14 protein-coding genes and 2 pseudogenes are annotated in these 14795 nt (G+C 53.7%); 9 read left to right on the top strand and 7 right to left on the bottom strand.

Annotated elements, in window-relative coordinates:
- Positions 1-5 precede the first annotated feature (5 nt).
- A complete protein-coding gene (locus ACR0A1_RS02105; RefSeq protein ID WP_480585699.1) occupies positions 6-1463 on the bottom strand; it encodes an aldehyde dehydrogenase family protein in 1458 nt (485 codons plus the stop codon).
- A gap of 247 nt (positions 1464-1710) precedes the next feature.
- Here ACR0A1_RS02105 and ACR0A1_RS02100 point away from each other — a divergent pair, with 247 nt between their 5' ends.
- Positions 1711-2739 (top strand): LacI family DNA-binding transcriptional regulator, encoded by a 1029-nt coding sequence (locus tag ACR0A1_RS02100; protein WP_170396944.1) that lies wholly within the window; start codon positions 1711-1713, stop codon positions 2737-2739.
- A 10-nt stretch (positions 2740-2749) separates the two neighbouring features.
- Positions 2750-4387 (top strand): GMC family oxidoreductase N-terminal domain-containing protein, encoded by a 1638-nt coding sequence (locus tag ACR0A1_RS02095; protein WP_170626566.1) that lies wholly within the window; start codon positions 2750-2752, stop codon positions 4385-4387.
- 140 nt (positions 4388-4527) lie between these two features.
- Here the strand turns inward: ACR0A1_RS02095 and ACR0A1_RS02090 are convergent, their stop codons facing one another.
- Complete coding sequence (locus ACR0A1_RS02090; RefSeq protein WP_170396125.1) at positions 4528-4839, bottom strand: cupin domain-containing protein; 312 nt, start codon at positions 4837-4839, stop codon at positions 4528-4530.
- A 35-nt stretch (positions 4840-4874) separates the two neighbouring features.
- The gene (locus ACR0A1_RS02085; protein ID WP_480866042.1) at positions 4875-5555 is read right to left on the bottom strand and encodes a GntR family transcriptional regulator; all 681 of its coding nucleotides are present in this window, start codon (positions 5553-5555) and stop codon (positions 4875-4877) included.
- A gap of 260 nt (positions 5556-5815) precedes the next feature.
- On the opposite strand from ACR0A1_RS02085, the gene ACR0A1_RS02080 reads away from it, so the two are divergent.
- From ACR0A1_RS02080 to ACR0A1_RS02060, 5 genes are all read left to right on the top strand, one after another.
- Positions 5816-6601, top strand: coding sequence for an SDR family NAD(P)-dependent oxidoreductase (locus tag ACR0A1_RS02080; RefSeq protein ID WP_480503412.1), 786 nt, complete (start codon positions 5816-5818; stop codon positions 6599-6601).
- 51 nt (positions 6602-6652) lie between these two features.
- On the top strand, positions 6653-7636 hold the full coding sequence (locus ACR0A1_RS02075) for a TRAP transporter substrate-binding protein (RefSeq protein ID WP_170396121.1): 984 nt from the start codon (positions 6653-6655) through the stop codon (positions 7634-7636).
- A 75-nt stretch (positions 7637-7711) separates the two neighbouring features.
- On the top strand, positions 7712-8239 hold the full coding sequence (locus ACR0A1_RS02070) for a TRAP transporter small permease (RefSeq protein ID WP_170635330.1): 528 nt from the start codon (positions 7712-7714) through the stop codon (positions 8237-8239).
- Between the two features lie 9 nt (positions 8240-8248).
- Positions 8249-9529 (top strand): TRAP transporter large permease, encoded by a 1281-nt coding sequence (locus ACR0A1_RS02065; protein ID WP_480866040.1) that lies wholly within the window; start codon positions 8249-8251, stop codon positions 9527-9529.
- Positions 9530-9613: 84 nt separating this feature from the next.
- Positions 9614-10129 (top strand): redoxin domain-containing protein, encoded by a 516-nt coding sequence (locus ACR0A1_RS02060; RefSeq protein ID WP_480866038.1) that lies wholly within the window; start codon positions 9614-9616, stop codon positions 10127-10129.
- A gap of 60 nt (positions 10130-10189) precedes the next feature.
- On the opposite strand, the pseudogene ACR0A1_RS02055 reads toward ACR0A1_RS02060, so the two are convergent.
- Positions 10190-10893 (bottom strand): annotated as a pseudogene (locus ACR0A1_RS02055) (IS6 family transposase); the annotation flags it as partial.
- A 286-nt stretch (positions 10894-11179) separates the two neighbouring features.
- Here ACR0A1_RS02055 and ACR0A1_RS02050 point away from each other — a divergent pair.
- Both ACR0A1_RS02050 and ACR0A1_RS02045 read left to right on the top strand, forming a co-directional pair.
- Positions 11180-11374 (top strand): annotated as a pseudogene (locus tag ACR0A1_RS02050) (hypothetical protein); the annotation flags it as partial.
- A 131-nt stretch (positions 11375-11505) separates the two neighbouring features.
- Positions 11506-11850 (top strand): hypothetical protein, encoded by a 345-nt coding sequence (locus tag ACR0A1_RS02045; protein WP_480866036.1) that lies wholly within the window; start codon positions 11506-11508, stop codon positions 11848-11850.
- A 280-nt stretch (positions 11851-12130) separates the two neighbouring features.
- On the opposite strand, the gene ACR0A1_RS02040 is transcribed toward ACR0A1_RS02045, so the two are convergent.
- From ACR0A1_RS02040 to ACR0A1_RS02030, 3 genes are all read right to left on the bottom strand, one after another.
- Positions 12131-12448, bottom strand: coding sequence for a hypothetical protein (locus ACR0A1_RS02040; protein WP_170399847.1), 318 nt, complete (start codon positions 12446-12448; stop codon positions 12131-12133).
- A gap of 429 nt (positions 12449-12877) precedes the next feature.
- A complete protein-coding gene (locus ACR0A1_RS02035; RefSeq protein ID WP_480866034.1) occupies positions 12878-13600 on the bottom strand; it encodes a WbqC family protein in 723 nt (240 codons plus the stop codon).
- Entirely contained in the window at positions 13597-14349 is a 753-nt protein-coding gene (locus ACR0A1_RS02030; protein WP_480866032.1) for a cephalosporin hydroxylase family protein, read from the bottom strand. The genes ACR0A1_RS02035 and ACR0A1_RS02030 overlap by 4 nt, the downstream gene beginning before the upstream one ends.
- Positions 14350-14795 lie beyond the last annotated feature (446 nt).

Below are 14795 nucleotides of genomic sequence, written 5' to 3'. Positions count from 1 at the left end.
TCAGGTCATGCCCAATTCATGTAAGTCGTCTGTTTCCTCAGATAGCCATCGAAGCCATACGCGCCGTCTTCGCCCCCAACCCCGGACAAACCCCAACCGGTGTGAAATCCCTGTACGGCCTCACCATTGGAGCGGTTCAGGTACAATTCGCCGAACTTCAAACGGCTCGGGGCCTCCATCAATCGCCGGTGCGATCCCGTAAAGAGATAGGCAGACAGCCCGAATGATGTGTCATTCGCAAATTCTATCGCCTGATCAAAATCTTCGACTCGCATGGCTGTCGCCACAGGGCCAAAGACCTCCTCTTGCATCGCGGCATTGCCGTTGTCGGAGACCTCGAGAACCGTCGGGGACATCCAGTGTCCTTTGCGGTGCGCGCTGTCCAACAGGGGCCCGCCTTCCAGATGAACCGTGGCACCTTCCGTGATGCTGCGCTTAATGATTTCGTCGACCTTGGACACCTCGGCCTTGCTGACTTTGGGACCCAGATCGCAGTCCTCCATCGGATCCCCGATCGACAAAGCACGGGCCGCAGACACGAATTTTTCAAGAAACTGATCCGCAATGCCGCGATGTAGATACATACGCTCGTTGCAGGTGCAAATCTGGCCGCAATTGGCAAACCGGGCGGCAATCGCGGCCGAAACGGCGGCGTCAATATCCGCATCCTCCATCACGATGAACGGAGCCTTACCGCCAAGCTCGAGCCGGACAACCTTGATCCGGTCGGCCGCGGCGCGAAAAATCTCTTTACCGGCTCGTGTGCTGCCGGTCATTGTGATCAGTGAGGTATCGGGGTGTTCGACCAACCGCTGCCCTACCACCGGCCCCTTGCCTGTCAGAACATTCAGAACACCGGGCGGAAACCCGACCTTTTCGGCAAGCTCGGCGATCGCGAGACCGGACAGCGGCGTGATTTCGTGCCCCAACAGAACAACAGTGTTGCCCGCGACCAGCGCAGGCCCGACTTTCCTGGCGGCCAATGCCAACGGATAGTTCCAGGCCGTCAACGCAACAACAACGCCATAAGGATGACGCCGGATCTGGATTTCCTCGGACTTGTTGTCCGATGCCACTATGTCACCCGAAATCCTCCGGGCCTCTTCAGCCGCATGGCAAAGAAAGGTAACAGCGGCATCAACTTCACTTCGGGCCTGCGTGATCGGCTTGCCCTGCTCGACCGTGATCAAGGCTGCCAGACGCCCGGCGTCAATCCGGATGGCTTCGGCCAACCGCTGAACCAGTCGCGCCCGCTCGATCGCCGGACGCGAGGACCACGAGCTAAAAGCACGATGGGCCGCCTCGACGGCCGCATCCGCATGAGCGGCACCGCCATCTGGAACTTGCGCAACGATCTCTTCATTTGCAGGGTTCTCGACACCAACCGTGTCCGCGTCAGAGTCGGTAAAGCGGCCATCGATGAACATCGAATGCCGAACCACCTGACCCAACTCCCCCACCACAGACCGCAATTTCGCCTCCCGCGTTTGCTCGGTCAGACCACATTGGCGACCGCACTGCCGATCAAAACACTAATAATATTATTTCGTCAACACTAATATTAATTACTATTCACTAATATTAGTTGCGTGTCCTCCGCATAGTCGATAAAAAGGAAGCGAACAAAAAGGTTGAGCGATGAACGATCAAGCGAACAAGACCGGGCAGCACAGGGGCGTGGGACGAGTCGCGGGCCGGCAGCGCATAACGATGCATGATATTGCACGCGTCGCCGGGTGCTCACAGACGACAGTATCGCTGGTTCTAAACAAGAACGATTCCGTCAAAATCTCCGAGGACACAAAGCAAAGAGTCCTGGATGCCGCCAACACGCTTGGATACGCCATGCCCTCTCAACTCAGGAAACCCCAGGACAGCGCGCCTCGACCCTCGGCGTTAGACGGCACCATCGCTTTTGTCGTGGACGATCTGGCGTCGAGCCCCGAAATGGTAAACGCGTTTAATGGCGTGAAACAGGCCGTTCGGGACACGGGAAATCTTGTATTGCTGGCAGAAACCCAAAACGACCCCGAGGTCGAACCCAGAACGCTTAGGTATTTCCTCGACCAACAGGTTGCGGGCATCATTTACGCAACCGTTTTCACCCGGCGGGTGGTCGTTCCGGAAATACTCAGGCAGACCGCAACCCCGGTTCTGCTGCTGAACTGCTTTTGCGACGACCTCTCTTTTCCTGCGGTGATCCCCGGCGAAGTCGCTGCTGGACATACGGCGACCAACGCCCTGATCAAGGCGGGGCACAAACGAATCGCCACCATCACCGGTGAGCCGTTCATGGAATGCGCCGCAGGGCGAACGACCGGGTACAGAAACGCCCTTGCTTCCGCCGACATCCCATTTGACGAGGATTTGGTCATCGAGGGCAACTGGCTGCCCAGCGCAGGCTATGCTGCCACGCGCGAATTGATGGACCTGCCCTCTCCGCCAACCGCCATTTTCTGTCAGAATGACCGAATGGCAATCGGCTGCTATGAGGCGCTCAAGGAACTTGGCCTATCCATCCCCGAAGACATCTCGGTCATCGGATTTGACGATGACGAAACCGCGCGACACCTGTCGCCCCCCCTGACCTCGATGATCCTTCCAACTAGGGCGATGGGACGCTGGGTCATCGAACAGTTGTTCCACGGTCCGACGGATGGTCAGCGACACCCTCTCGTGAAGCTTGAATGCGAACTGGTGGAGCGCGACTCGATCAGCGAACCCAAACGCCGGGCCTGAAGGCGAATTCATGACGGAAACCTTCGATCATATCGTCATCGGCGGCGGCTCTGCCGGCGCAGCCGCTGCAGCGCGACTAGTCAACCAGGGCAAGTGCAGGGTTCTGGTGCTGGAGGCCGGGCATTCGCACCGCCATCCGTTGCTGGACATGCCGCCGGGTATCTTCAAGATGATCAACGGGTCCAAGTTCATGACCTACCACCAGACCGAACCGCAGGACCACCTGGACGGTCGCGTGCATGACATTCCGCAGGCCAACGTGCTGGGTGGCGGGTCGTCTGTGAATGCCCAGGTCTATATGCGCGGCCGCCCTACTGATTATGACGCGTGGGACGACCTGCTACGACAGACCAACGACGGGGTCGGCTGGGGATGGGATGATGTGCTGCCCTACTTCCGTAGAATGGAAGACAATAACAGGCTTCACAATGACCTGCATGGCAGCAACGGTCCGGTGCAGGTCTCGGATCCGGGGCATATCGACGACATGTCACGTTGGTTCGTTCAGTCGGTGCAGGCCCTTGGCGAACCATTCAACACGGACTTTAACGGCGCAACGCAGCGCGGTGTCGGGTTCTATCAGTTCACCAATCGCGCCGGTAAGCGCAGTTCGTCAGCCTATGCGTTTCTCGCCCCTCTCGAGACGAACCCGAACTTGACCATCCAGCTTGGCGCAACGGTCAGCAAAGTCATCATCGAAAACGATAAGGCCGTCGGCGTGCAGTATCGAGACAAACGCGGAGCCCACACGGTCCGGTGCGATGGTGAAGTTGTCGTTGCGGCGGGCGCTCTGGTGACGCCAAAAATCCTAATGCTATCAGGCATCGGACCTGATGCACATCTTGCCGATCACGGTATTCCCGTGATCTGCCCATTGCCTGGGGTTGGCCAGAACCTGATCGACCACCCCGAAGTTCCAATTACCGCCTTTGCCAACGGTCCCTACGGATACTTCAAACAAGGTGAGGGCTGGCGGATGCTTCGCAACGGCATCCAGTTCAAACTGTTCGGCAGCGGACCGGTGACTTCCGCCGGAGTCGAAGCCGGCGCGTTTGTCAATCCGTCGATTCCTGATGGAGAACCAACCATTCAAGCTTTTTGCGTGCCAATTGTTTATCTGGATCGCGACGCTCTGGACGAGGTGCAGGATGACTTTGGCCTGACCGTTACGACCGTCGTGGTCAAACCGAAATCACGCGGAGAGGTCCGGCTTCGCTCGGCCGATCCTCACACCATGCCAGTGGTCTCGCCCAACCTTCTGAAGCATGAAGACGACATGCAAGAGATGATCCGGGGGCAGCGGTTCTTTCGCCGGGCATTCACTTCGGGCCCGCTTGCTCAAAGGGTTCGCGAAATCGTCATTCCCACAGCGGACGACGACCAGACGCTACGAGCACATTGCAAGCGATTCGTAAAAACCAACTATCACCCGGCGGGCACTGCCAAAATGGGCCGGGACGGCGACGGAATGGCCGTGCTGGACGCCAGGATGCGCGTGCGCGGAATCGAGAGCTTGCGGGTGTGCGACATGTCAGCCGTGCCCGACATCAACGCCGGCAACACAAACGCACCTGCCATGATGCTGGGCGAACGATGCGCCGACCTGATCCTCGGCATCGGATCAGCCCGCGAGATACGCAATTCCTAACCTGAGCTGCGGCGTCGCCCGTCATTGATCCGATTTCTAACGCAGAATATGGCGTCGCCCTGCCCGACCCACCGAAAGTAGACTACCCTGCCTCAATGCGCAGAACGTGGCCAAAGGTCATGGCGCGGACGGAAAACGCCTTACAGAAAATCGTCCCGCCTGGGCGTGAAGCAGTCGATCAACTCTCCGGCAGCCAGGCAAACACAACCATGGCTTACACCGGACGGAATAATCAGGCTGTCACCGGGTTCCAACGCTCGCTCCTGATCTCCGATGACAAAGTTGAACCGCCCGGACCGCACAAATGTCGACTGCACATGCGGATGGTCGTGCAACACGCCTTCGGCACCTTCTTCAAACCGGAATGAAACCATCATGAGGTCTTCATTATCCGCCAAAACCTGGCGCGTGACACCTGAGGCAGGTGATACAATCGGATAGCTCTTGGTCATAATGCGAGGTCCTTAGTCAGTTGGCGGCGTTCAATTTATTCGAAATACTCGGCATGTTTCGAGTGAACCTCCTCGATGGTCTTGTCGATGCGACCCAAATGACGGCGTATCGTCTCGGTCGCAGTCGCCTCGTCGCGGTCTGCTAGCGATTTTGCCAGCTCAATATGATCCCGAACCAAAATGTCGGCCTCGCTCTCGCGCCCTAGGCTTAGAACGCACAGGCGATCGATCTTTCTTTTGCATTCCTGAATCGTATTGAAGGCCAGCGGGTTGCCGCTCAACTCACAAATCAGCCGATGAAAGTCGTAGTCGAGCTGATGGAACTTTTCGGCCTCGTTCCCTGAAACGACATCTTTCTGCTGCATGAGATTGTCTTCCAGTTGCTTCGAATACTCGGGCTTCCAGTTCCGACATGCAGCGCGCACCACTTCCAACTCGACCGAGAGGCGAACAAAGCGCGCATGACCGATCCGTTCCATGGAAAAACTACGTACCCGCGTGGCTTTCTGTGGTCGGATCAGCAGCAAATCCTGCGCCTCAAGCCTGTTGAAAGCATCGCGGACCGGCTGCCTCGACACTTCGAACTTTTTTGCAATATCTGCTTCGGACAGTTTTGTTCCCGGCAGAATTTCCAGTGAAACGATCGCCTCGTACAAACTCTCATATACGATGTCAGTGGTTGTGCGCCGCTCGATTTTATCCGTAATACTTTGCATTTCCTGCCTTTTTCTGCGCGTGACCAACACCGGCGGCATTCTGGGCCACTAGGCCTCTCCCTCCGATACTCCTCAATGTATCTCCAGCCAATCCATTTAGCACGGGCCGTGCGAAGCCTTTTGTGGCTCCCAAACAAATTTGTTGACAATACTAGTATCCTAGTCGACTACAATAGGCAACACGGCTGAATGCTCGTTAAGGCTCAAAGACCAAAACGGGCGCACTGACTGGATGACCGGGGAGCCAAGGGGGCAAGAAAATGACCGAATTGAACGCTGAACAGATTGGCCCGAACATGGAACTGGCAGGGAAGGTTGCGATCGTAACCGGCGGCGGACGGGACATTGGCCGCGCCTGCGTCATGAAACTGGCCAAGGCTGGAGCGTCGATCGCGATCAACTATCACAGCTCATCTTCGGGTGCGGAATCGGCGGTTCAGGAAATAACGGCTGCCGGAGGTAAGGCGATTGCCATACAGGGCGACATGACCTCCGGTGCGGATGTGGAAAGGCTGATCTCGGAGACTATTGCGACATTCGGACCTCGGATCGACATTCTTGCCCACGTGACCGGCGGATTGCTGGCCCGGAAGACCCTGTCTGAGATGGATATGGAGCATTGGTGCCATGTCATGGACCTGAACACCACTTCTTTTGCCCGCGCTGTTCAGGCCGTGTTGCCGCATATGAAAAAAGGCGGCGCGATCGTCGGGTTTGCGAGTCAGGCGGGGCGTGACGGGGGTGGCCCAGGCGCGGTCGCCTATGCGGCCTCGAAGGGTGCGGTCATGACGATGACGCGTGGATTGGCCAAAGAACTGGGGCCGGACATCCGGGTAAATTCGGTTTGCCCGGGCATGATCGACACCGATTTTCACAATGTCTTCACAAAAAGCGAAGTGCGGACCAACGTGGCCGGCGCCACGCCGCTTAAACGCGAAGGCACATCTGAGGATGTCGCCAATCTGGTCGCCTATCTGGCCTCAGACGCCGCTGCTTTCATTACGGGCGCGAACATCGACATCAACGGAGGCCTGCTCTTTTCATAACCGGCCTTCGCCGGGCATCGAGTCAACTGTCTGTTTTCTAGGGAGGAAAATATGAATATCAAACTGACTAAAACGCTGATGAGCGCCGCGACCGTGGTCGCAATTACCGGGAGCGCATCCTTCGCAGAGGATTGGCGCGGGTGGAATATCCACGTGGATGGTTACCCAAACACCATCGCGATGGACAAATTCGCAGAACTCATTACGGAAAAAACTGGCGGTGAAATCAGCCTTCAAATGTTCCATGGGGGCACGCTGGGCAGTCAGCCCGACGCGGTTGAACAGGTCCGCGCAGGCGCATTGGAAGTCGGCAACTTTAACCTGGGCCCAATTGGCCCGATTGTCGCCGAGGCCAATGTTGTATCTTTGCCCTTTATATTCAAAGACGTCCCGCACATGTTCCGCGTCTTGGACAGTGATGGTGGCGAGGCAATTGCGGCAGGTATGGCAGCCAAAGGCTTGACACCTCTTGCGTGGTATGACGCTGGCGCTCGCTCCTTCTACAACGGAACAAAGGCAATCAACGCACCTGCCGATGTTGAGGGAATGAAAGTTCGGGTCATGAATAATGACCTCTTTACAGGCATGATTTCTGAGCTTGGTGGCAACCCATCGCCAATGGCGTTTGCCGAAGTTTATCAGGCGCTGAAAACCGGTGTCGTCGATGGTGCCGAAAACAACTGGCCATCGTACGAGTCAACTGGCCACTTCGAAGTTGCAGGTTTCTATTCGCTGTCTCAGCACCTGATCATACCCGAATGTATCTGCATTAATACCGACACGTTCAACGCACTGTCACCTGAGATGCAGGCCGCGGTTCGAGAGGCAGCTCAGGAATCTGCAAAACTTCAGCGGCAATTGTGGGCCGAGCGCGAAGCAGCCAGCCGTACAGCCGTCGAAGAAGCTGGTGTGGTCGTGAATGAAGTGGCCGACAAAGCCCCGTTTCAAGCGGCTATGGGCCCGGTTTACGAAGCCTACTTTACTACGAACCCCGATTTACGCCCGCTTGTCGAGACTATCCAGGCGACGGACTGATTTAGCTACATTGGGTCTGATATTGTCCGGTCCCGCACATGCGGGTCCGGACGCCTGATCAAGAGTTGTGAGCCAATGAGTTATACTTCCCTGCCCCCGACATCTGTGCGCAAGATGATCCAGATCCTGGATTGGATCGCCGACGTGTGCCGGGTTTTGACCGGTGTCGCACTGGTTGTCATCACGGTCATATTCGGATGGCTAGTATTTGGTCGCTATGTTCTGAATGCGACGCCGACCTGGGTCGAGCAAGTCGCCTTGCTTCTCGTCATGACAATTGCGTTTCTCGGTGCGGCAGCAGGTGTACACGATAACACGCACTTGTCCGTGTCTCTCGTGCGTTCTGCGGTTCCTCCACGTGTGAGGACCATTTTGGTTATCTGCACAGACGTGCTTATGGCTGGGTTCGGCGCCTTGATGCTGTGGTTCGGAGCTCGACTTACGATCTTTAAGTGGGGATCGCTAATCCCATTGATTCAAGTCCCCGAAGGCTTGCGTTCATTGCCTCTCACAATTGGCGGAGGACTCATATTACTCTTTTCCGTTGGTCATCTAATCCGCCTCTATGTCGGTTTTGACGAGCGCAATGACAGCATCGAATAGAGGCGAATGATGGGAATACTTCTGTTGCTTGGCGTGTTCGCCCTCTGCGTACTGATCGGAACGCCTGTAGCATTCGCGCTTGGAATAGCGGCCATTTCGGCATTTTGGTTCGAAGGCTTACCCTTGATGATCGGATTTCAGCGGATCGTCTCCGGGATCAATGTATTCTCGTTGATGGCGATCCCGTTCTTCATTTTTGCAGGTGAACTGATGTTCCACGGCGGGATAGCCATGCGTCTCGTCAGGTTTGCTTCAGCCGCTGTCGGGGCCGTGCGCGGCGGCTTGGGAATTGTGAACGTGTTTTCTTCGATGCTTTTTGGGGGGATTTCAGGATCGGCCATCGCAGACATTTCCGCACTGGGGTCTATCTTGGTTCCTGTGATGAAAGAGAAAGGTTACGATGCAGATTACGCCGTAAACGTGACCGTCACGTCCTCGATTGCCGGTATAATTATTCCACCCAGTCACAATATGATCATTTTCGCGATCGCAGCCGGGGGTGGAATATCGATCTCGAAGCTGTTTCTTGCAGGCGTTGTTCCAGGAGTTTTGATGTGCCTTTGCCTTGCTGTGGCGGCGTACCTTGTAGCGGTGCGCAGAGGTTATCAAGCTGAGACCTTCCCGGGTTGGCCAGCGCTCGTAGAGAGCTTCTTCAGTGCAATTCCAGGACTTTTGACGGCTGTGATTATCGTCGGCGGTGTGTTGTCGGGTATTTTCACCGTTACGGAGTCCGGAGCGTTTGGGGCCATATATGCATTCGTGGTCACACTGATCGTCTACAGAAGCATAACGTGGGAAAACTTTTGTATTGCTGTCGCTTCTGCTGTGCGCACGACGGCGATGGTAATGATATTAATCGCATGCGCTGGTGCGTTTGCCTACATGCTGACCTTTTACAGAGTTCCGGACAGAACCGTAGATCTGCTTACTGGGTTGACAGAAAATCCGATACTCATCCTGCTGATGGTAAATGCGGTTTTGTTGTTGCTTGGAATGATTATGGATATGGCAGCTCTAATTCTGATCTGCACACCCATTTTTCTACCCGTTGCCAACAGCCTTGGGATTGATCCGCTGCAATTCGGGATGATCTTGCTCGTGAATTTGGGATTAGGATTGTGTACACCACCGGTCGGATCCTGCCTGTTTGTCGGTTGCGCCGTGGGTAAATTGCCAATGGAGAAAGCCGTGCGAACAATATGGCCCTTCTACTTGGCAATTCTCTTCGCATTAATGCTTATCACTTTTGTACCCGCGATTTCACTAACACTGCCAAGCTTGGTTGGGTGAATAAAGTACATTCAAGTTTAAAGGCAGACACTTGAAGCTAAGCTTGTGTTCGAGTTTCTCTCTTAATGAAAAAAGGAAGCTGACATGTCGCAAAAACCCAAAGTGAATGCTCCCGTCGAGCAGATCAGTGTTTTTGATGTCTGCGGTGGCGAAATAGAGATTGGTCGGCCCAAAGATCGATGGACGATGCTTTTCGTCTATCGCGGGCGTCACTGTCCCAGATGCAAGCGATTTCTCAACAAATTGAACGCCATGCTGGCTGATTGGAGCAGCGTCATGGATGTAGTGGTCGTTTCCGCTGACTCTAAAGAAAAGGCTTTGGCCGACAAGGAAGAGTTCGGTTGGACATTTAACTTGGGCTTTGGATTGACCGAAACGCAGATGCGATCACTTGGACTCTACGTGTCGGACCCTCTTTCGGAGGCTGAGACAACCACATTGTTTGCAGAGCCCGGCGCATTCGGAATTCGGCCAGATGGCAGTTTGATGTTGGTCGACATTTCGAATGGCCCTGCTGCGCGCCCGGATCTTGAAGAATTGCTAAACGGAATGAAGTTCAATATCGAAAACAACCGCCCGACCCGAGGAACAGTTTTTTAACTGCAACAGTGCAGTCAGGCGAATTCGAACCAGTCCCAGCTAGGCCAGTATAGCTGTCCTTCATTCGTCACAAAGACCCCGCCACTCGGCGAGAGCGGCGGTGAGTATCAGCTTGAAGGTGCCTCGGCTGGCAAGCGCTCTTTCTCGTTGAAGTGGTTGTAGACAGAGGAATTGACGGCGGCGAGCTTCTGCAAACTTCGCATCCGCCTGAAACGTTGCATGGCGCGTTCGGGTCGTCGGAAAGGCAGGTGCGAATTCTCGACGCAGTTGTTGAGCCACCTGCCCGTTTTCTGTTTTTTGTCAGCACCAAGCTCTCTGAAAGCGGTTCTATATGAGGCGAAGCGATCTGTGACAACGTTTTCCGCTTTACCGTGTCGCTCCATCAATTTCTTGAGGAATTTCAGCGCTGCAGCTTTGTTTCGGCGTTTGGCGACAACGGCTCCCAGCACCTTGTCCTCATGATCTACGGCCCGCCAGAGGTAATGCTTCTTGCCATTAACCTTCACAAAATCTCGTCGACGTGCCACTTCCATTTCGAGAGTGCGCGCAGTTATTGCACCCGCTTTCTTCGGATCTCAGAGGCAAACATCGGGCCAAACCTGTTCCACCAATAGCGGACAGTTTCGTGGCTGACATCGATACCTCGCTCGTGCAGCAGAACTTCGACATTCCGAAACGAAAGCGGGAAGCGGATGTACTGCATCACCGCAAGGCGGATGATCTCAGGACTGGTGTTTATAGTATTTGAAAAAAGCAGGTCTTGTCTTGGGTAAATGCTGAGAAAGCCCCCTGCCCGCCTCAAGGCAAGGTCTACCGACGAGACCTTTGGGATTGATGACGTCTTTATATTGAATGGTGTCAGTTTTGATCGAAGTGATTTGAGTGTTTATTTGGGGTCCGCAATTTTGGGCAAAGACACAGACAATGATGGATTTGCCGATACAACCATCGTTCTAGGGGGCGATTATTCCGGTTCGGAATCTACGGTGAAAGATCTCGATGGGGCGACGGCCATAGCAGCTTCATTTCCACCAAAATGCACAAGACGATGTTTTTCACATTGACGAAGACGATGTCATCGCTGGAAACATCCTAGCCAACGACAACTGGTACACAGGCAGAGGACTAACCGTATCCCTGCTTTCAGGTCCGGAAGAGAGGCTACCAAACCTGAATAATGATGGATCGTTTACATATGAAGCAGATTCAGATGTCTTGATTTGGTCGCCCCCGGTGACGAGATAGTCCAGACATTCACGTATGAACTTGTAGACACGTTCGGTAGAACTTCCGAAGCCACGGCCCTCATTTCTGTAAACATACTGGATGACAGCGTATCGCTTTCGGGAAGTCGGAGACGAGACCATATCAATGGCTTGGATGAAGCTGACATCCTGGAGGATGGCTTCGGAAGAGACAAATTGGATGGTGGGGAAAGCGCCGATATCCTGAGAGGCGGACCAGGCCGCGGTGTTCATATTAGTGGAGAGGAAGCTGACCTTCTTGAGTTTCACTTTTTTGATGGCTTCAACATCATGACTGATTTTGAAGTTGGGATTGATCAGATTGGGATTGGCTCAGGTCTATTTGCAGACAATATCTCTGACATTAAGTACCGGGATCTGGATGACGGGGTGCTGCTTAATTTAAGTGGTGCCAAAGTCTTAGTTGAGGATCTGGCATTTATGGAGCTGAGCGAAGATTCATTCGCTTGGTTATAGCGAATATCTGTGCTCGCGCGTTAGAATCTATAGCGTTGTAGAGCCCAGGTTGCCCTAGTGAAACCAAAGTCTTGAAAGTGAATCTACCAATTCGGATTGATCCATGCATCAAGCTGCATTTTGAACTGGGTACAAGGCAGGCCGCACAAAGCCCGAAGTCCTGAGTGGTAGACCGATCACGCCACCGATACTTGTCCACTTCGTGGTACATATTGTGGCAGTTATTTTTTTGCATGAAAAATGGTTACTCAAATAGGGTTGTTCCCCCTTGGTCCGCCACCTACTCCCTATGTGCGACAAATAGTTTTGCCTTTTGCGATAGAAATTTTCCATTACGCCGCACAGCCATGCCTTCTGCCAAGTGGTTGCGTCGTACATATTTCCCTTTAACAACTGGTTTTGGGCGAAGCCCTTCAGGGTGCTCGTCTCTAAAACCTGCTCCCGGCGAGGGTTGGGGGGTAGCAAGTTTAATATAGTTCGAAAGGGTGGTGCGCCCACAGGCGTCCGCCCAGGACAGGCTTTGCGCGGTGCCCTCATGACGGCACAGCTCTGCAATACTTTCCTCGCCTATTTGGCCGACCAGTACGATCTGGATCATTTCTTGTGCGGAATACTGTTTACGGGTCGAACGCCAAATGTCCTTTGCTGGCTTCTCACCGTGACTCTGCTTGTTTTAGGGGTTCTTTCTCATCTCCACTCCTTGGCAGCTACGATGAGCCAGAAATCTACTCTTATCAAATCGATCAATACTGTCCCAATGGTACTGATGTCAGACACCGGGAGCTAATGATATAGACCAGAACTAAGGGCCACAATAAGGCACTGATTTTTTTAAATTACTCAAGTTAGCGCCCAATAGTTAACGGCACAGTAAGATTGGGCGTGGGAGCTCACTTCGGGCGGCGTCAATCCTTTGGCTATCACCTCCTCTGCCCCGGACAGTTGGGGGTACAGATAGAACACTCCGAGCCGTCAACGCTATGATGCGATCCTGTTCCAAACCGGAAACGATTCCATATTAGGAAGCCTATGTCTGTTGGTGGTTCTGAAGAAATTCTTTCCAGTGGCGTGTGCGCGGGTTTAGATAAGATGCAGCTTGAGCAGGGCCTACATGTGCTAACAGGTCAAGCCCGGTCACGAACGGCGAAAAATCATCTTCAACACGCCCCCACGGCCTGACATCATATTCCATGTATTCGACGTTGATCCCTGCCAATTCAAACCCCTTGTGCTCCAGGTAGTTGCGTGCGCCATGTCCGGTGACATAGCGCGTTCCGCCCAATTCCTTTACGATGTGCATGACCCGTTCTGACCCGTGCCCGCCAATATTCAGATCAGTGCTGAGACAGGTACTTTTGGGCGCAATTCCACATCTTGAGGCCAGTCCTTCACAGCTGGCAATCAGGGCGTCGCAGAGCTTGTCGTATCGTTCCAATCTTTGAACCAATGCCAATGTCGTGTCCAAATAAGGGGTGTCTTTCAACGATTGTTTGAGTTTAGCAACGTGACTTTCAAGCCAGTGTGGATTGGCGGCGGTGAGATCAGCGATTTTGGTACTACTGCCAGTGTTTTTTACCGGTACACTGAGCCAGGAGGTACCTGTAGGCAGCTTTACTTGCACCCGATTGGTAAACGAACCCTTGGAGAACTGCGCATCTACCAACCAAACGACTATGTCGGCCAAGGCGAGTTGAGCCAAAAACCCCGGCCAAGGAAAATACATTGGTTGCGAAATGACTACGGTGGTCATGCTGGTTTGCGGCGAATGTACCCGCCAGGCGAAGAGGATAGCACAAGCTTGCCGTTCAACACCGGATCAATTTCGAATAAGTCTGCCTCTGACATATAGTCATTGAGCGCTGATAGCGGCTCGTTTCCAGTAAACCACGATTTCGACCGATTTTGCGGACTGTCCTTTTGGGCGACATGCCCGATCATCGTATCTGCAACGACCATGTAGCAGCCGGGTGTCACCAACGGACCGTAGGCACGGCATTCGGTCAGAACATGATCGCGGCTGTGATCGCTGTCTAGAACTACCATGACTTTGGCGCCTTCAGGGATCTCGGCACGCACAGCGGCCAATGTTACCTCGCTGGTCGACGGCCCCTCAATTAGAGTGACTCGTTTCGACATAGGGTGTTTGTTGATCGTGTCACGGTTATGAGAGCGGATATCTATGTCGACTCCGATCACGGTGCCGTTGCCAATCAACTGCAATAGTGAGGCCATAAACAGCACCGAGCCACCGCGTGCCACGCCAGTTTCGATAATGACATCGGGTTTCGTGTTCCAGATCACTTCCTGTGTCGCCATCACATCTGCAGGCATCTGAATGATGGGTGCACCCATCCAGCTCCACAAATAAGAGTAGTCATAAGGATCAAGTTGCAACATATGTGCAATTGAACTTTGAAAAACCTGCTCGTCTTGCCCAAGCGCCAAGCATTGCTTTTTCTTGTGAGCTTCAAACTCTTTGCGGTCGTCTTTTGACGTCATGATTTGCCTTCAGCATTTTTAAGTGATTTGCCACGCTCTGGAGCTCTCATCTAAGCTTTGTTGCAGGTCGTGTCACCATCCATTGTGTGAGTAGGTTTTATATCGCGAACATTCGCGTCGGTCCGACACGCTTTTGAACAACCCGAATTTTTTTTTGTCTAGCTTCCGAAATGAATAGCTCAAAGGTCTCTACTAAAACAATAGAGCATCCCACTTTGAATAAGTGTGCCGAATTCTTAGAACGTTCTCGCTACTACCGGGGCCATGTTGCTATCGTTACATCATAGCCGCCTCGGTGTCTTTTATGAATTGGCCCATGATCAGTTCAGCCAATTCGAATGTCCTCAGCTTTAACTGTCCTACTCCAAAAGAACTCGCTAATTCGCCGTCTATTTGGGGTCGTCGGTCTGGTATTGACGGTCTCGGGACATTATGAAAGACGAAGT

Source organism: Ruegeria sp. D6 (genome assembly GCF_056534365.1).
This window is presented reverse-complemented; position numbering and strand designations above follow the sequence as displayed.

Bases quoted from the DNA above. Each gene is read 5' to 3' on its own strand.
- ACR0A1_RS02100 (WP_170396944.1), top strand. From the start codon at position 1,711: ATGCATGATATTGCACGCGTCGCCGGGTGCTCACAGACGACAGTATCG.
- ACR0A1_RS02095 (WP_170626566.1), top strand. From the start codon at position 2,750: ATGACGGAAACCTTCGATCATATCGTCATCGGCGGCGGCTCTGCCGGC.
- ACR0A1_RS02090 (WP_170396125.1), bottom strand. From the start codon at position 4,839: ATGACCAAGAGCTATCCGATTGTATCACCTGCCTCAGGTGTCACGCGC.
- ACR0A1_RS02085 (WP_480866042.1), bottom strand. From the start codon at position 5,555: ATGCAAAGTATTACGGATAAAATCGAGCGGCGCACAACCACTGACATC.
- ACR0A1_RS02080 (WP_480503412.1), top strand. From the start codon at position 5,816: ATGACCGAATTGAACGCTGAACAGATTGGCCCGAACATGGAACTGGCA.
- ACR0A1_RS02075 (WP_170396121.1), top strand. From the start codon at position 6,653: ATGAATATCAAACTGACTAAAACGCTGATGAGCGCCGCGACCGTGGTC.
- ACR0A1_RS02070 (WP_170635330.1), top strand. From the start codon at position 7,712: ATGAGTTATACTTCCCTGCCCCCGACATCTGTGCGCAAGATGATCCAG.
- ACR0A1_RS02065 (WP_480866040.1), top strand. From the start codon at position 8,249: ATGGGAATACTTCTGTTGCTTGGCGTGTTCGCCCTCTGCGTACTGATC.
- ACR0A1_RS02060 (WP_480866038.1), top strand. From the start codon at position 9,614: ATGTCGCAAAAACCCAAAGTGAATGCTCCCGTCGAGCAGATCAGTGTT.
- ACR0A1_RS02040 (WP_170399847.1), bottom strand. From the start codon at position 12,448: ATGATCCAGATCGTACTGGTCGGCCAAATAGGCGAGGAAAGTATTGCA.
- ACR0A1_RS02035 (WP_480866034.1), bottom strand. From the start codon at position 13,600: ATGACCACCGTAGTCATTTCGCAACCAATGTATTTTCCTTGGCCGGGG.
- ACR0A1_RS02030 (WP_480866032.1), bottom strand. From the start codon at position 14,349: ATGACGTCAAAAGACGACCGCAAAGAGTTTGAAGCTCACAAGAAAAAG.